Source organism: Salinivibrio sharmensis (genome assembly GCF_001995985.1).
GTDB classification, from domain to species: Bacteria; Pseudomonadota; Gammaproteobacteria; order Enterobacterales; family Vibrionaceae; genus Salinivibrio; species Salinivibrio sharmensis.
The window spans coordinates 21,761-37,415 of the sequence record NZ_MUFC01000009.1 but is presented as its reverse complement, the minus strand read 5'-3'; the positions used below and the strand labels follow the sequence as shown (position 1 = coordinate 37,415).

Here is a 15,655-nt window from a genome sequence, read left to right as displayed (position 1 = left end):
GGCTCGTAGTATCTGAGAAAGGCCTAACTGCAAGGACGAGTGATGAATTTACAACTGAGCGAACTGATAAATTGCGACAACATTGACAAGATTCAGATCCGTGGCATTGATGGCATGTTATATCAAGCCATCGCCTTTTTACGTCACGGCGAGACGGTGGAGCAGAAGCTAATTTATCAAGGCGATAAACCCTATTTATCTCGCAGCTTGCTGGCGGTAAAAGATGATTTTGAATGGGTTAATGCCGCGCAATATGTATTAGTCACTGACACGGCATATGATGAAATGATAGGGCTTGGCACGGAAAAGCCTTTGTCGACCCTCGAGCAGCCATTGCATTGGAAATAACGCAACAATGCCCCAAACTATGGGGCAATTTCTTCCCCGTCCCACGCAAACAGACGCCCAGTATGACGACTGTCGAGGCCATCCAGTACCGACAATAAGTAGCCAGCCGATTGAGCCGGGCTGAATAATTTACCGGGCTTAACATTGGCTTGGAATGGCGCAGATAAACGACTATTGACGGTCCCCGGATGCAGGCCAACCACGGTTAATGATTTGTCTTGGCGACCAAGCTCGATGCTCATGCATTTGATCAACATGTTCACCGCCGCTTTGCTTGCACGATAGGCGTACCAACCGCCCGCACGGTTATCACTGATACTGCCCACACGCGCCGACAAGATAGCGAGCTTCGCCTCAGCGTTGCGTTTCAATTTGGCCGCAAGATGTTTGCTCAACAGCAACGGCGCAACCGCATTCACATCAAAAAGCTGGTGCATGGCCTCACTGCTGCACGCCGCGAGCCGTTTTTCTGGACTAATCGCATCATCATGAAGCATGCCCGAGGCAATGATCACCGCATCTAAACGGTTGTCGTCGATGTGCTCGACCGCCGCTTGTATTGATGCTTCATCGCGAATATTCACCGCCACAGGCACCACCTTTTCACTTATTTCAGCAAGTGGTGCGGGGTGGCGCCCCAACGCAAAGACTTGCTGAATGGATGGTTTGTCGAGCAATGCGCGGCAAAAAGCTTCACCAATCGCGCCACCTGCACCGACAACCGCCACGCGCTGCATGGAATCACTGTTCATTCTCTTGGCTCCTCAAACAAAAAGAGATGCAAACTGCATCTCTTTAGTTAGGGATGAGGCGATCCTGTCGATCACCGCACGTTAAAACTATAGCTTACGTAGCACGATCATTAGGTAAAAGCCGCCTATCAAGGAAGCAATGATCCCAGCCGGCATTTCTTGCGGATACAACCATTGTCGTCCGAGCCAATCGGCAAACAGCATCAATCCCATGCCAATCAAACCGGCGGTGACCATATGCGCCCGGGCATTTTTCGCCCCCCAGCTACGCGCAATGTGCGGGGCCATTAAGCCGACAAAACTGAGCGGCCCCACCACCAAGGTGGCACTGACGGTCATCACCGCAACGAGGGCCAGCAACAGCATGCGGGCACGCCCTACCTTAACCCCCAACGATTGAGCCGTTTCGCCACCGAGCGGCAAAATATCGAGCCAACGCTGGCACATTAATCCTAGCGCCACCAGCACGGCGGCAACCAAGGCCAGTGTGGTCACCGTACTGTCAGTCACATAGTAGGTTGAGCCTGAAATCCACGCGAGCACTTGATACGCGCGAGGATCGCCACCTGCCATCAAGAAGCTTTGTACCGCTTGCATCAGTGCGGCTATGGCGACGCCTGTGAGCAATACCTTTTCTGGCTGAAAGCCGGTTTTGCGATTAAGCAACACAATCAACGCCAAGGTCGCGCCCGCACCGATTAACCCGCCGACATATAAGCTCAGCATAGATGCGCCCATGCCAGCAAAAATAGTGACAATCAGTCCCAGCGCCGTACCGGCACTGATCCCCATCACTTCAGGGCTCGCCATCGGGTTAGCACTTAAACGCTGAAGCACGGCACCGGCAACAGCAAGCACACCACCCGCCAATGCCGCGGCCAGCAACCGTGGCAAGCGCCATTCCAACAAAGACCAATCGCCGCTGAGCGCCAGCCACTGCCAGCCCTCACTTTGACGCGATACGGTGGCAAAAATCACCACACCCAACACCAGTAACATCAGCGTTCGCCCTAGTGGCCAATCCTGACGTGGTGCAGGCGTCCCGGCATGCATTTGTTGGCGTTGACGATTCCCCAGTGACACCCGTGGTAACAACCACAAAAGAAGAGGCGCTCCCAACGCTGCCGTCGCCGCCCCCGTGGGAACCATCATTGCCCGCCGTCCGGGTAACAGCTGGACAGCTAAATCGGTGGCTGCCAACATCAAGGCACCTAAAATCATCGCTAGGCTCAATCGGGTGATGAGCTTACGTGCGCCACATAAACGCGCAATCGCGGGCGCGGCGAGACCGACAAAGCCAATCACACCAATCAAGCTAACCACCCACGCGGTCAGAAGCACCGATAGCCCCAGCGCAATCACACGGATTTTCGCCAGTGATACGCCCAAGCTTTTCGCCCCTTCATCCGAAAGACTCAAGACGTTGAGCGGCTTTAATAAGGCAAGGATCAATACGACCGCCAATCCAATACGCGGCAGTAAGGCTTGCACACTGTGCCAGTCGGTTTGCACCATCGAGCCCGCGCCCCACACCATCATGCCGTGTAGCGCTTCTTGATTCATCAACAGCAGCACGGTGCTGAGCGCGCCGCAGTAAAGGTTTAAAATCAACCCCGCGATCACCACCACCGTTGGTGACAAACCGCGTCGCCATGCTAGCGCAAAGACCACCAGCATGGTCAGCACTCCGCCAGACATCGCCACCATCGCGCTCGACCAAGTCAGTAGCCAAGGGGCATAAAGCGTCGCAAGCATCAGCGCCAAGCTGGCGCCATTCGCCACCCCCAGCGTCGAGGGCGAGGCTAAGGGGTTGCGCAATACCTGTTGCATCAGGGTACCGGCCAGCCCCAAACACGCTCCCGCCAGCAATGCGGTGACCAAGCGCGGCCACCAGGTTAAATGCATCACCACCCCAATCGACGCACTGTCATCCAGCGACCACAGCGACTGCCAGAGCATGGATGCATTCACATTCCACTGCCCCAACTGAGTTGTTGCGAGGCTTAACAGTGCCGCCAGTAACGCTAAAGGCACCCATAACAAGTTAAGTTTCATGACTGCCCTCCTTGATCGGTCAATGCCGCGGTCACAAGGCGAGCAAAGCGTAACGCCGATGGAATCGCCCCAAAGCTCCATACCGGATCAATCATCAATGGCGTATGCCCCGTGCGTTTAACCAAATATTGCCAAAACATATTGGTCTGAAGAGTTTGCTCGACGCCCGCGGGAAGTGGGCGCACAATCACGAGTTGCGCATCAAGGTCAAGCAGCTCGCGGGTGGAGACCATGCTAAACCCCCAACTGTTAGTGGTGTTTTGCCACGCGTTGCTGAGCCCCAGTTCACTGATAGCGGCGTGATACAGGCTGTTCGTCCCAAACACCCGCACATGGTTGGCGTCCAGAAACTGGATCATCAGCAGCGGAGGCTGTTCGCCGGGAATAGTATCGCGCAGGCTCGCTAATTGCCGCTTCGCATTAGCAATCAGGGTTTCACCGGCCTCAGGACGGTTGGCCTCACGTGCAATCTGCCGCGTGACGGTTTTGAGCGACGCCCAGCTTAGGCCGCTTTCATACAGAGGAATTGAGCTGACCGGCGCAATGGTGCTTAGCTTGGGCTTCATCGCCTTAAAAATGGGCGAGATCAGAATTTTATCGGGGTGAAGCTCGGCCAAACGCTCCATGTTCGGCTGGGTGCGAAGCCCAATATCAACGGTTTTTTCTGGAATGGGCGGGGCTTTCACCCACGAATTGTAATCCGCCTTTTGCGCGACCGCGACGGGCGTCACCCCTAAGGCCAACAAGGTTTCAGTTTGGGTCCAATCCAGCGAAAGAATACGAGGCGATGCGCTGACGCTCGCTGACATCATGGCCGCGGTCAGCCAGACCACAAGCGTCAAAAAAGAGGACTTGATCATACCGGCGATAACTCCCCCGGCATAGCAACCGCATAGCCGGCGGTATGATCGGCAATCGGCATTTCAATGCCATAAATCGATTTGAGGGCCGACTCTTGAAACACATCGCTGACCGCGCCTTGAGTCAAGACTTGCCCGCTGTGCAGCGCGACAATCTCATCACAAAAACGCGCTGCCATATTAATGTCGTGCACCACGATAATGATGGATTTATCCAGCTCTCGGCTAAGTTTACGCACCAAGGTCATCACTTCAACTTGGTGGGCCACATCCAGCGCAGATAGCGGCTCATCGAGCAGTAAATAACGCGTTTGCTGTGCCAGCAGCATCGCAATCCACAGCCGTTGGCGCTCGCCGCCCGATAAGGTATCGACCAAGCGCTCGGCATAATCCTGAGTACCAGTGAGCGCCATTGCCTCGTTGATCGCTTGGTGATCGGCTTTGGTCAACCGCCCCAGCAAGCCATGCCAAGGATAGCGACCAAAACTGACCAACTCATACCCAGTTAAGTTATCGGTTGCCGGTAAATGCTGTGGCAAATACGCCACTTCCCGCGCAAAGGCTTTTTCCGACCATTTTGACAAGGGCTTTTGGTCTAATGTGATCTGCCCGCTGCTGGTTGCCTGTTGCTGCGCTAACAGTTTTATCAAGGTCGACTTGCCCGAGCCATTGTGTCCGACCAAGGCACAGATTTTTCCCGGCGTAAACGACAAGCTCACCTTATCGAGTAACACGTTCCCGTTGACGGCAAACGCAACGTCCTTTGCCTCTAACATATCCCGATCCTACTTCTGCAAACACAAGCGCGTGGCACTTGCCCATTATCTCTGAGAGCGGTAATTTTCCGATGCTTAAAAGGCAAATGCAAACCATTTTGATTTCGCTTTGTGCGCTTAGCGCTTGTTTATGAGAGAAATTAGACCTCAACCAAGTCACCATCAGGGATCCAAGCGTCATTCAGCCTCGTATCGCCAAAGGTAAATATAAGATTGTTGTTACTACTGTCGAGAGCCCTATGTCCGCGCCCATCAGCCTTGTGTGGCTAAAACGCGATTTACGCCTGCGGGATCATGCCCCTTTACAAGCTGCCATTGCCGCTGGGCGTCCCTTGGTGATTTTGTACCTGTTTGAGCCATTGCTGCTTAACGATCCGCACCATAGCGAGCGCCATTGGCGATTTGTCTGGCAATCGCTGTGCGATCTTAATCAGCAGCTGGCGTCGCTTGGCGGGCAGGTCACCATTTGCCAAGGTGAAGCACTCGCCGTTTTCGACGCCATCCACCAGCAGCAGGCAATTGGCGCGGTCTACAGCCATCAAGAAATTGGCGTCGACGCGACATTTTCTCGAGATAAAGCGGTGGCGAACTGGCTGGAGACCCATCAGATCCCATGGAATGAATATCCCACTGGGGCGGTGATCCGCGGCGCGAAAAATCGGGTTGATTGGGACGCAGAATGGCAAAAAGTGATGCGTGCCCCTCTTGCCGATCCCGATTGGCAACAAGCGCGCTGGCTAGACACATCACTCACGCTACCCACGCTCGATCACCACAAGTGGGATTCTCCCGCGCCACGCTCTCAGCCCGGCGGCCCGAGTTGGGCGTATAAAACCTTACAGTCTTTTTTCCGCGAGCGCGGGCAAAGCTATCAACGTCACATCTCTAAACCACTCGCCAGCCGCAAAAGCTGTACCCGACTGTCACCCTATCTTGCATGGGGTAACATCAGCTTGCGCGAGATGTATCAAATTACTCTCCTCCATTGGCAGAAAAAGGGTTGGCGGCGTGCGCTGGTCGCTATGGTGTCGCGTTTACATTGGCACTGTCATTTTATGCAGAAATTTGAAAGCGAGCACCACATGGAGCATCGCCCCGTCAATCGAGGCTACTTACATTTTGAGTACGCGAACGGCCCGCAGAGCGATGCTCACCTACTCGCATGGCAACAAGGTCATACCGGTTATCCGCTCGTCGATGCCTGTATGCGGTGCCTACACGCCACCGGCTATATCAACTTTCGGATGCGGGCGATGCTGGTCAGTTTTTTAACCCACCATCTACTGATTGATTGGCGCCGCGGTGTGCATCATTTGGCGCAGTTATTTCTCGATTTTGAGCCCGGTATTCATTACCCCCAATTTCAAATGCAGGCTGGCGTGACGGGCGCCAATACCCTGCGCATTTATAACCCAGTGAAACAATCGCAGGAGCAAGATCCGGAAGGGGCATTTATTCGTGAATGGTTACCCGAGCTTTCTCCCTTGCCCGACAGTTTGATCCACACCCCGTGGCAAATGACCGATATGGAAGCGATGATGTACGGGGTGGTGCTTGGTGAAGACTACCCGAGACCCATTGTCGATATCGAACAAACCGGCAAACGTGCGCGTGATATTTTATGGTCGTTTCGTCAACAAGACGCGGTTCGTATCGAAAAAGCACGGATCCTCGCCACCCATGTGCGCCCAAACAGCCCTGAGCCAACAAACAGCCCTGAGCAAACAAATAGCCCTGAACGACGAAAAAGCCCGAGGCACGCAGACAAGCGCACTAAAAAATCACGTTTACCTGCCACTCAATCCACTGGAGGCAACCCAGATGGCGCATAAAAAGCCGCATCTCCCCAGCAAGATATGTTTGATGTGCGAACGCCCCTTTACGTGGCGTAAAAAGTGGGCGCGCTGTTGGGACGAAGTTAGGTATTGCTCTGACCGTTGCCGTCGCGAAGGTCGTCGCCATGCGCGAGCGGTGAAGATCTAAACGCTTCGAGCAGCGAGCTAAGTTGCGGATGTACCCACTGACGTTTAATCGATACCGCATAGAACGGCTCATACACACTCGGCAGTAAGGCATAACGGGTGAGCATGCCACTATCTAGCTCATCGCGAACCACCACTTCGGGCATCACCGCCAACGCGTCATTGTCTCGGGTTAATAGGCGCAACATCGCCATATCATTGGCTTCTGCCATGATGTAAGGCTTGAGTTGATACTGCGCAGAGATGGCATCAAACCCCGAGCGAATCGGATTATCGCCATAAGGCAACACCCACGCTTGGTGCTGGTAGCTGGCATCTAAGGTCGGCGACAAGGCTTTACCCGGCCAACCAATCACGGCCACCGGCTGGCGTGCCAGTTGCTGATACTGCCAAATTTGTTTATTGGTCCCCCGCACCGCGATATTGGTTAGCGCCAAATCCAACTGGTGATCAGACAGCGCATGAAGCAAGCCGGTTTGATCCATCGACTGCAACACATAACGGCACTCCCGTTGATTGACCAGTGGCTGAATAAACTGCTCGATAAAGTTCCGCGACATGGTTGATAAGGTGCCAATGCGAATCGTGGCACTGGACAGCGCCCCGCCGCTGGATAGCAACTGCTCTAACTCTTCCCCCTGGCGGAATATTTCTTCGGCATAGTTCATCGCTTGATAGCCACTTTCGGTCAACGTCAATGCACGACCTTGCCGCTCAAACAATTGTACCTGCATCGCCTGCTCAAGCTGCTTGATTTGTGACGACAGCGCCGACTGCGAAATATGCAGCTGACGGGCGGTCTGGGTCAGGTTGCCGTGACGCGCCACCTGCCAGAAATAATACAAATGATGGTAGTTGAGTCGGCTCATTGTTCTCTAAAACAGAATGAAAAGTGATTTATTATGTATTTTACTTAACTGTAGTAAGTTTTCACAATGGTTCGCATAACTATTGCTGTGAGGTAAGTCATGTTATCCCTATTTCTCGTCACTCCGCTCAAACTGGTGCTGCTCGCGCTGGTTGCTCTTCTTGGCGGTGTTATATGGCGATACAGTGCCACTGCGTTTGCGGGCGAAGCCGACAAACACCGTTTTCTTTCATCCTTACTGCTCACCTTGTCGGCAGTCTTGTTGGTTTTAGTCAGTAATCACCTGTTGCTGTTTTGGCTCGCTTGGGTGGCAGTTAGCCTCTCATTGGGCCGCTTAATTCTTTTCTATCCGCATCGGCCTCGCGCCCAACTCGCGGCACACAAAAAAATGCTGCTCGCCCGCTTTAGCGAATTGCTACTCGGTGGCGCATTTTTACTGTTGTTTTTCCACTACCAAACCGCGCAGATTGACCAATTGATGTTTCAAGTCAGCCAGCAGCCTCACACGCTGACTGTAAGCATCGCCGCCTTTATGTTGGTGGGCGTGGCGATTATCAAGTGCGCTCAACTGCCCTTGCACGGTTGGCTCATTCAAGTGGTGGAAGCACCAACGCCTGTCTCTGCCTTATTGCATGCAGGCATTGTGAATCTTGGCGGGATCTTATTGATGCTATTCGCGCCAGTGCTCGCGGCAAGCCCCAGTGCAAGCCTAGCCCTGCTGGTTATCGCAGGCATCAGTACGCTGGTGGCGGGACTGGTGAGCCTGACACGCGTGAGCATTAAGGTAAAACTGGCGTGGTCGACCGTCGCACAAATGGGTCTGATGTTAGTCGAAATCGCCCTAGGTCTTTACGAGTTGGCATTGCTTCACTTGCTGGCGCACTCTTTCTACAAGGCGTTTTCTTTCCTCAACAGCGGCAATGGCGTGAATCATTGGCTCGCCACCCAACTGGCTGACGCCTCAGTTCCGCGTCGCTGCCATTGGCTTGCCGCGATGGCCACCGCCGCCGGTTTGATTGTCGCCGTGCATCTAAGTGTTGGTATTTTAAATAGTTTGGCCGCCGGTTGGTTGCTGTGGATGGCGATGACCATGCTGCTATTGCCGGCCTTTACCCGCCCAGGCGCTGCTCGCCCGACACGTGTGCTGCTCAGTAGCATGTTTGCCCTTGGCCTGCTCGGGCTTTACGCCGCCATTAAACATAGCTTGATTGTGTTTGTCGCGGGCGGAAATGCCACCTATTTATTTGCCGATGCCTTTGCGCTGGTGCTGTTTATCGCGCTGTTTGCTCTGTCACTGGCGGTCCAGTACTGGCCTCACAAAGCATGGGTCAACCGCCTGTTTATTTGGCTGAACGCCGGGGCTTACCTTGATGAGTGGGCGACGCGCCTAACACTCAAATGGTGGCCAAGCGCCTCTTTAATCCAACTACAAACGACCCAATGGCAACCGCATAAGGAGACGCGTTAATGATTGCGAAAACGCCCAACGTATCTGCACACCCTGAGTCCCTCGATGTGAGCGATTTTCGCGATGCCACCCAGCAAGCAGTCGCAGCGATTGCGCCAAGCTGGCCGTTGGATCAAATGATTGCAGTGAACCCATGGTGGCCGCAACGCTTTACCCCCATTGAGCAAGTCTTTGCTGAGCAAGCGGTGTTAAGCGGGCACTGTCCGCTAATGCCGTCGGCGTACTATCTGTCGCATTGGCAATCGCCCATTAGTGAGGCACATCTTGCCGAGGCCATTTCAACCTCTGACAGCGCATTGACGGTCAGTGATTGTCTGCGTGCGCTGCGTAGCCATAGCAGTGACCTCCCGCGTTGGAAACCACTGGCTGAGTTGTGTGACCGCACTCGAGAAGCACAAGAAGGCTTATCGTGGCAGCAAGAAATCCAGCAGCAAGTGAGCCAGTTTCTCGCGCTTTATCACCAATACCCACAGCGCTTTGATGCCCAAGGCCAAGGCGGTGAACACCTTTATCAATGCTGGTTGGATGTGGTGAGCCAAGATAAAGGCATTAAAACCCTCACTGGCGTGGATTTGCTTGCCGATTTCGCCGCTCTGCCCACTCAAATGGATGCACTGATCGCTGAAGCGGCCACCTTTTGGCAACCGATCCTTCACGACCAAAACGGTAACTTGGCCTATTGCCACGCGCTGATGCATGGCTTATCGGGTTGGGCAAGCTGGCAGGCTTGGTTAGATTGGCAGCAACAGCTCAGTGACAGTGAACAACAAGATCATGGCATGGGCCTCTTCGCGATTTTACTCGCTTGGGATACAGTGCTGGCACGTTGGCTTGCCAAACACCGTGAAGCGGCGTGGGCGAGCATTCGTCAGTCCATGCACCACCAAGCGGTGAATGTGCGCCATTGGTATCACCAAGCACAACAACAGCTCGCGCCACTGTGGATTTGGCAGCAAGCGCTGGAAATCAGTCAGCAGCGCCCTTGGGCGCACGCCTTGTCCGCGCAGGCCAGTGTCGACACCCTCGCCACCTCGCCCACGCTGCAAGCTGTGTTTTGTATCGATGTGCGCTCTGAACCGATGCGTCGCGCATTAGAAGCGCAATCCGATCGGATTCAAACTCTTGGCTTTGCTGGCTTTTTTGGCTTGCCGATCGCCTATCAACCTACTGATAGCCAAATTCATCGGCCACAACTGCCCGGCTTATTGGCACCGGCGGTCACCGCCTCACAAACTCATGCTACCCCCGAACGCTGGTTGCGAATGACCAAGCTCGGCTGGCAGCGTAGCCTCGATGCGCCTGCCGCCAACTTAGGGATGGTCGAAGCCGGTGGCATGCTGAAGCTGGTGAGCCTATTAAAACGCGCATTACGCATTTCTGGCACCGAAAACCCGTTAAATCGACTCAGCCATACTGACAGTGATTGGGCGCTCACCCGTGACAATACGCCGTTAAGCGCAGCAGAAAAGGCGGAGCTAGGCGCTGGTATCTTGCGCGCAATGGGCATTGCTGATCAACTGGCCGATGCCGTCTTATTAGTGGGTCATGGCAGTGAAACCTGTAACAACCCTCATGCAGCAGGGCTTGACTGTGGTGCTTGCGGTGGGCAAACCGGCGAGGTAAATGTCCGCGTACTCGCACAGCTTCTTAATGATGCCGACGTGCGCGATGCCATGGCAAAGCAAGGCGTGACGATTCCCGCCAGCACCCGTTTTTATGCCGCCATGCACAACACCACCACCGACGCACTCGATGTCTTTCACGCTCCCGAGCATACCGAGTGGCAAACTTGGCTGGCCGCTGCAAGCGAGCAAGCACGTGCAACCCGCGCCAACCAGTTTGATCAAACACCAACCCAGCCATCCAAACTCAAACGGTTCTTTGCAACTCGGGCCAAAGACTGGGCACAAATGCGTCCTGAGTGGGGACTGTGTGACAACGCCGCGTTAATCGTAGGCCCGCGCACCCTGTCTCGACAGATTAATTTGCAAGGTCGCAGCTTTTTACACGACTACGACATGCATAAAGACAGTGACTTTAGCCAGCTTGAAACCATACTCACTGCACCCATGGTGGTGACCAATTGGATCAATCTGCAGTACTTTGCTTCTGTCGCCGCACCGGAAAAATTCGGCAGCGGAAACAAACTGCTACACAACATCGTGGGTGGCCACATTGGGGTGTTTGAAGGGAATGGTGGCGACTTACGAATTGGTTTATCGCATCAATCCGTGCACGATGGCCGTCGATATCGCCACCAGCCAGTGCGATTAAGCGTATTTATCGCTGCCCCTCGGGAGGCAATTGATAGTATACTTGCACGCCATGACGATATAGCCGCGCTGGCGAATCACGGCTGGCTGTACTTGATGCAAATTGATGCGCAGGGTGCAGTTTGGCAACGCGATCGCTCGGGTCAGTGGTATCACCTGAACGTAGCAACATAAAACGGAGCATGTCGTTGAAAACGCAACTTCTCTCAGCGCAGTGTTCAACGGACCTAACACAAGCCGCCGAGCTACTGAAAGCCGGCGAACAAGTCGCGGTGCCCACAGAAACCGTGTACGGTTTGGCAGCGGATGCCAGCAATCCAGACGCCGTCGCGGGCATTTTTACCGCCAAAGGGCGACCCGCCAATCATCCTTTGATTGTTCACCTCGGTGACGTCGCATCGATCACCGAGTGGGCAACGCAGATCCCGGATGAAGCTTATAAGCTGGCGAATGCCTTTTGGCCAGGGCCGATGACGCTGCTGTTGCCACGTGCCGAGCATATCTCATCGGTGGTCACAGGTGGATTAGATACCATTGGGCTTCGCGTGCCCGCGCAACCTGTGTTATTGAACCTGCTTACCACTCACCAACTTGCCGTTGCCGCCCCGTCAGCGAACCCGTATAAAAAGCTCAGCCCCACCACGGCAGAGCAAGTGATGCATGGTTTAGGCGGAAAAATAGCCGCAGTGATTGATGGCGGCCCTTGCCAGCATGGGCTGGAGTCGACCATTGTCGATCTTACTAAGCGTCCTTTCCGCGTTCTTCGCGCCGGTCCAATCACCGCCAGCGAGCTAAGCGCCGTGCTGGGTGAAACAGTCGACGCCCCCGAGCAGCACGACACCGTGGTGCCCGGCAATGTGGGAAGCCATTACCAACCCAACACCCGGTTGCAGATGGTGGCTGCGGACTTGTCTGATCTCCCTGCGCTCCATCCGGAAAAACGCGCGGCCTTGCTTCACTTTGGCGAAGCCCCAACACGGGATGATCTGGTCTGCATTGCCATGCCGGATGACGCCGCACGCTACGGGCAAGCGTTATATCACCAACTCGCCCAAGCCGACCAACTCGGCGTCGATGAAATCTGGCTCGCCCAGCCTCCTCATGGCGAAGCATGGCTTGCCGTGCATGATCGCCTACGCCGCGCCGTTAGCTAGTTTTTGACGCACGCATTCGCATAAAGCTTGCCGTTGCGCTGGCACACACAGTGCCTGCAACGGTAAGCGTTGCCTCCAACCGACTCATGCCGTGTTTCGTTTTCACACACCAGGCACGTACCTCAGCCACAACCGCAACAGGCACCGGATGGTGGTAGCGAATATTAAGTGACGCTGTCACACTTTGCGGGGCAAACAAAAAGGTACAATGGGTCAACGCCGCATCAATAAGGGTAGCGATTACCCCACCGTGCAGCTGATCTTGATACCCTTGCCAAGCGCTTTCTAACCATACGCTTGCGGTCACGGCGTTATTATCGTCTTGATAAAATTTAAGGTTGAATAGCCCGTTATCACTGCAAGCCACACACTGATGATGCGACCGTGGCGGCATCACACGTAATTCAGTCATGGCAACCGCAACCCTTTCCACTATCGCGACCGTCTTTACCTTGCCTCTTTCCACATCCGCGATGCGCAGAACCTAACCCACTGCGTTTAGAACCACACCCGCACATTTGATCAGCGCGACACGCTCCTTTCCGAGGCTGGGATTGCTGCTTCATTCGCTGTAACGCAGGTCGTCCTTGACTGGCATTCGTAAGTGGTTGCCAATATGCAGGCGACAGCCACTGAGTGGGATTTAGGCGACCATTGGTTAACCGATACACATGTAAGCCAGCATCAAGTAATCCCGCTAACGCATGCTCGCCAATATGACGGGTCACCACGCGCGTTACTTGGTTGGCTTTCAGCATCGCTATCAAGGCGTTTTTGGCACCACAACCCTCCGTTACACGTGGGTTGGCGAATTGAGCGAGTACTTGGCCATCGTCGTCAAACAGCGCGAAATGTTCTGCTTTCATAAAATGTCCCGCAGGGCGGTCTTGGTTCATCGCAATAGCAATTGTCATCTTCCGTTCTCTCTTCATTAAAAATGGTATATGCCAAAAATACGCCTCATTTATAGCATATGCAATATATTCTGTGAGAGAAAAATGAGGAAAGTTACGTCAAGACATGGAGAGTGTTCGCGTCAAGCTGCAACGTCGCGCGACAAAATGCTTTTTCGAACACGCGCGCATCCTTGCTAATTCGCATGATGAGTGACAATAACTAAATGGAAGTACTGGTTTAAAAATACCTATTTTCACGGCAATCATTGACGTGAAATTACAGTTTAGTAAACCATACAAGCACCTTGGTGAGTCACACGCAGCACAGATCTTGTTTTTGTAGATGGCTAACCTAACACTACTCTTCTGACTCAAACACCAGTGCTTTGCCTTCTACGAGGCAGGCGGTGGTTTTGGCGCGGGCGCGTTTAACCAGGTTGGCTAACGTTTGACGAGATACGCCCATGACTTCCGCGGCTTGCAGTTGCTGCATCCCTTGATGGTCAACAAGGCGCATGGCTTCGAACTCATCCAAACCTATGGTCACCGTCTCTAGTTCACTGAGTGGAATGGCGTTGGGTTTAAAACAGTTGGTATGCGGTTTCCCGCAAATACGGCGGGGCATTTTAGGACGCGGCATAGGGTCTCCTTTTTTGCCTATGCTAAGTGAGTTTATTGCTTATGCCAACAAAAAGGGATGCCAGCGCATCCCTTTTCTATTTATTGCTATGGACAGTGACTTAGTCTGCCACGTTACACGCCGTACGTTACACGTCGTACGTGGTCGAGGCGGTGTTACCGCCGGTGCCTGTCCAGTTGGTGTGGAAGAACTCACCACGTGGCTGATCAAGGCGCTCATAGGTGTGCGCGCCGAAGTAGTCACGCTGCGCTTGCAGCAGGTTCGCCGGCAAGCGTGCTGTGGTGTAACCATCCAAGAAGGTCAGCGCCGATGTGGTACATGGCATTGGGATACCGGTTTCCATCGATTTCGCCGCCACTTTACGCCATGCCGCCAAGCAGTTATCCAAGATCCCTTTAAAGTACGCATCTGAGCCCAAGAAGGCCAAGTTAGGATCTTTATCATACGCATCTCGGATATTACCCAAGAAGGCCGAGCGGATAATACAGCCACCGCGCCACATCAGCGCGACGTTACCGTAGTTGAGATCCCAGCCGTTCTCATCAGACGCTTCACGCATCAGCATAAAACCTTGCGCGTAAGAGATGATTTTTGACGCCAGCAGCGCTTGACGCAGCGCATCAACCCACTCGGCTTTATCGCCATCAACCGGCTGGATGTGTTTTTCAAACAGCTTCTCTGCCGCGACACGCTGATCTTTAAGTGCCGACAAGCAACGTGAGAAGACCGATTCAGAAATCAGGGTCAGCGGAATACCAAGATCCAGCGCGTTGATGCCGGTCCATTTACCGGTGCCTTTTTGGCCTGCAGTGTCGAGAATTTTCTCAACCAATGGCTCACCGTCTTGGTCTTTATAGCCCAAGATATCCGAGGTGATCTCTACTAGGTAGCTATCCAGCTCGGTTTTGTTCCAATCGGTAAACACCTGCTGCATCTCGTCATGGCTCATGCCAAGGCCGTCTTTCATGAACTGGTACGCTTCGGTGATCAGCTGCATGTCGCCATACTCGATACCATTGTGCACCATTTTCACAAAGTGGCCGGCGCCATCACGTCCAACCCAATCACAGCATGGCTCACCGGCGTCAGTTTTCGCGGCAATACCTTGGAAGATAGGTTTAACGGCTGGCCACGCTTCTTCAGAGCCACCCGGCATAATAGACGGTCCAAAACGGGCACCCTCTTCACCGCCAGAGACACCGGCACCGATAAAGTGAATGCCTTTTTCACGCAGTGCTGCCACGCGACGGTTGGTATCTGGGTAGTTGGTGTTACCGCCATCAATAATGATGTCGCCCTCGTCAAGCAGTGGCGTCAGTTTGTCGATAAAGGTATCCACGACGGCGCCTGCGCGAACCATCAGCATCACTTTGCGTGGTTTTTCGAGCTTCTCAACCAGCTCTTCTAACGAGTAAGCGCCAACAATGTTGGTGCCCTTGGCTGGACCTTCCAGAAATTCATCGACTTTGGCCGCGGTACGGTTATGTGCCACGACTTTAAAGCCGTTGTCGTTCATGTTGAGGATCAAGTTTTGGCCCATGACCGCCAAACCAATTACGCCGATATCACCTTTCATCGTGCTC

The 15,655-nt window shown here is 53.9% G+C and carries 15 protein-coding genes; 6 read left to right on the top strand and 9 right to left on the bottom strand.

Annotated elements, in window-relative coordinates:
- Positions 1-42 precede the first annotated feature (42 nt).
- The gene (locus BZG74_RS09925) at positions 43-348 is read left to right on the top strand and encodes a DUF6482 family protein (RefSeq protein WP_077772449.1); all 306 of its coding nucleotides are present in this window, start codon (positions 43-45) and stop codon (positions 346-348) included.
- Positions 349-365: 17 nt separating this feature from the next.
- Here the strand turns inward: BZG74_RS09925 and BZG74_RS09920 are convergent, their stop codons facing one another.
- The 4 genes from BZG74_RS09920 to BZG74_RS09905 all read right to left on the bottom strand — a co-directional run bounded on the left by BZG74_RS09920 (position 366) and on the right by BZG74_RS09905 (position 4,791).
- Positions 366-1,100 (bottom strand): SDR family NAD(P)-dependent oxidoreductase, encoded by a 735-nt coding sequence (locus tag BZG74_RS09920; RefSeq protein ID WP_077772448.1) that lies wholly within the window; start codon positions 1,098-1,100, stop codon positions 366-368.
- An 87-nt stretch (positions 1,101-1,187) separates the two neighbouring features.
- Entirely contained in the window at positions 1,188-3,155 is a 1,968-nt protein-coding gene (gene fhuB, locus BZG74_RS09915) for a Fe(3+)-hydroxamate ABC transporter permease FhuB (protein WP_077772447.1), read from the bottom strand.
- Positions 3,152-4,015 (bottom strand): iron-siderophore ABC transporter substrate-binding protein, encoded by an 864-nt coding sequence (locus tag BZG74_RS09910; protein WP_077772446.1) that lies wholly within the window; start codon positions 4,013-4,015, stop codon positions 3,152-3,154. The genes fhuB and BZG74_RS09910 overlap by 4 nt, the downstream gene beginning before the upstream one ends.
- Positions 4,012-4,791 carry an ABC transporter ATP-binding protein gene (locus BZG74_RS09905; RefSeq protein ID WP_077772445.1) on the bottom strand — a complete coding sequence of 260 codons (780 nt, stop codon included), beginning with the start codon at positions 4,789-4,791 and terminating at the stop codon, positions 4,012-4,014. The genes BZG74_RS09910 and BZG74_RS09905 overlap by 4 nt, the downstream gene beginning before the upstream one ends.
- A gap of 239 nt (positions 4,792-5,030) precedes the next feature.
- Between BZG74_RS09905 and BZG74_RS09900 the strand changes: the two genes are divergently transcribed.
- Together BZG74_RS09900 and BZG74_RS09895 are read left to right on the top strand one after the other, a co-directional pair.
- A complete protein-coding gene (locus BZG74_RS09900; RefSeq protein WP_077772444.1) occupies positions 5,031-6,623 on the top strand; it encodes an FAD-binding domain-containing protein in 1,593 nt (530 codons plus the stop codon).
- Complete coding sequence (locus BZG74_RS09895; protein WP_077772443.1) at positions 6,613-6,774, top strand: DUF2256 domain-containing protein; 162 nt, start codon at positions 6,613-6,615, stop codon at positions 6,772-6,774. Before BZG74_RS09900 ends, BZG74_RS09895 begins: the two co-directional genes overlap by 11 nt.
- On the opposite strand, the gene BZG74_RS09890 is transcribed toward BZG74_RS09895, so the two are convergent.
- Positions 6,710-7,642 carry a LysR family transcriptional regulator gene (locus tag BZG74_RS09890; protein ID WP_077772442.1) on the bottom strand — a complete coding sequence of 311 codons (933 nt, stop codon included), beginning with the start codon at positions 7,640-7,642 and terminating at the stop codon, positions 6,710-6,712. The genes BZG74_RS09895 and BZG74_RS09890 overlap by 65 nt on opposite strands.
- A 99-nt stretch (positions 7,643-7,741) precedes the next feature.
- On the opposite strand from BZG74_RS09890, the gene BZG74_RS09885 reads away from it, so the two are divergent.
- Genes BZG74_RS09885 through BZG74_RS09875 form a run of 3 tightly spaced genes read left to right on the top strand, consistent with a single transcriptional unit; the run spans position 7,742 to position 12,536 of the window.
- Positions 7,742-9,109 (top strand): NADH-quinone oxidoreductase subunit L, encoded by a 1,368-nt coding sequence (locus BZG74_RS09885; RefSeq protein ID WP_069589408.1) that lies wholly within the window; start codon positions 7,742-7,744, stop codon positions 9,107-9,109.
- Positions 9,109-11,556: a DUF2309 domain-containing protein gene (locus tag BZG74_RS09880; protein ID WP_077772441.1), complete on the top strand. Its 2,448-nt coding sequence runs from the start codon at positions 9,109-9,111 to the stop codon at positions 11,554-11,556. Before BZG74_RS09885 ends, BZG74_RS09880 begins: the two co-directional genes overlap by 1 nt.
- Before the next feature lie 8 nt (positions 11,557-11,564).
- Positions 11,565-12,536 (top strand): L-threonylcarbamoyladenylate synthase, encoded by a 972-nt coding sequence (locus tag BZG74_RS09875; RefSeq protein WP_077772440.1) that lies wholly within the window; start codon positions 11,565-11,567, stop codon positions 12,534-12,536.
- Here the strand turns inward: BZG74_RS09875 and BZG74_RS09870 are convergent.
- The 4 genes from BZG74_RS09870 to gnd form a co-directional block, all read right to left on the bottom strand.
- Positions 12,529-12,948 carry a PaaI family thioesterase gene (locus tag BZG74_RS09870; RefSeq protein WP_077772439.1) on the bottom strand — a complete coding sequence of 140 codons (420 nt, stop codon included), beginning with the start codon at positions 12,946-12,948 and terminating at the stop codon, positions 12,529-12,531. The two genes, BZG74_RS09875 and BZG74_RS09870, sit on opposite strands and share 8 nt — an antisense overlap.
- A complete protein-coding gene (locus tag BZG74_RS09865) occupies positions 12,941-13,450 on the bottom strand; it encodes a NifB/NifX family molybdenum-iron cluster-binding protein (RefSeq protein ID WP_158020641.1) in 510 nt (169 codons plus the stop codon). The genes BZG74_RS09870 and BZG74_RS09865 overlap by 8 nt, the downstream gene beginning before the upstream one ends.
- Before the next feature lie 340 nt (positions 13,451-13,790).
- On the bottom strand, positions 13,791-14,072 hold the full coding sequence (locus BZG74_RS09860) for a DUF134 domain-containing protein (RefSeq protein ID WP_021023566.1): 282 nt from the start codon (positions 14,070-14,072) through the stop codon (positions 13,791-13,793).
- A 127-nt stretch (positions 14,073-14,199) separates the two neighbouring features.
- Positions 14,200-15,648 (bottom strand): decarboxylating NADP(+)-dependent phosphogluconate dehydrogenase, encoded by a 1,449-nt coding sequence (gene gnd / locus BZG74_RS09855; RefSeq protein WP_077772437.1) that lies wholly within the window; start codon positions 15,646-15,648, stop codon positions 14,200-14,202.
- Between the last annotated feature and the right edge of the window lie 7 nt (positions 15,649-15,655).

What these genes read in the sequence shown, in the direction of transcription:
- BZG74_RS09925 (WP_077772449.1), top strand. Translation starts at nt 43, where the DNA reads ATGAATTTACAACTGAGCGAACTGATAAATTGCGACAACATTGACAAG.
- BZG74_RS09920 (WP_077772448.1), bottom strand. Translation starts at nt 1,100, where the DNA reads ATGAACAGTGATTCCATGCAGCGCGTGGCGGTTGTCGGTGCAGGTGGC.
- fhuB (WP_077772447.1), bottom strand. Translation starts at nt 3,155, where the DNA reads ATGAAACTTAACTTGTTATGGGTGCCTTTAGCGTTACTGGCGGCACTG.
- BZG74_RS09910 (WP_077772446.1), bottom strand. Translation starts at nt 4,015, where the DNA reads ATGATCAAGTCCTCTTTTTTGACGCTTGTGGTCTGGCTGACCGCGGCC.
- BZG74_RS09905 (WP_077772445.1), bottom strand. Translation starts at nt 4,791, where the DNA reads ATGTTAGAGGCAAAGGACGTTGCGTTTGCCGTCAACGGGAACGTGTTA.
- BZG74_RS09900 (WP_077772444.1), top strand. Translation starts at nt 5,031, where the DNA reads ATGTCCGCGCCCATCAGCCTTGTGTGGCTAAAACGCGATTTACGCCTG.
- BZG74_RS09895 (WP_077772443.1), top strand. Translation starts at nt 6,613, where the DNA reads ATGGCGCATAAAAAGCCGCATCTCCCCAGCAAGATATGTTTGATGTGC.
- BZG74_RS09890 (WP_077772442.1), bottom strand. Translation starts at nt 7,642, where the DNA reads ATGAGCCGACTCAACTACCATCATTTGTATTATTTCTGGCAGGTGGCG.
- BZG74_RS09885 (WP_069589408.1), top strand. Translation starts at nt 7,742, where the DNA reads ATGTTATCCCTATTTCTCGTCACTCCGCTCAAACTGGTGCTGCTCGCG.
- BZG74_RS09880 (WP_077772441.1), top strand. Translation starts at nt 9,109, where the DNA reads ATGATTGCGAAAACGCCCAACGTATCTGCACACCCTGAGTCCCTCGAT.
- BZG74_RS09875 (WP_077772440.1), top strand. Translation starts at nt 11,565, where the DNA reads ATGTCGTTGAAAACGCAACTTCTCTCAGCGCAGTGTTCAACGGACCTA.
- BZG74_RS09870 (WP_077772439.1), bottom strand. Translation starts at nt 12,948, where the DNA reads ATGACTGAATTACGTGTGATGCCGCCACGGTCGCATCATCAGTGTGTG.
- BZG74_RS09865 (WP_158020641.1), bottom strand. Translation starts at nt 13,450, where the DNA reads ATGACAATTGCTATTGCGATGAACCAAGACCGCCCTGCGGGACATTTT.
- BZG74_RS09860 (WP_021023566.1), bottom strand. Translation starts at nt 14,072, where the DNA reads ATGCCGCGTCCTAAAATGCCCCGCCGTATTTGCGGGAAACCGCATACC.
- gnd (WP_077772437.1), bottom strand. Translation starts at nt 15,648, where the DNA reads ATGAAAGGTGATATCGGCGTAATTGGTTTGGCGGTCATGGGCCAAAAC.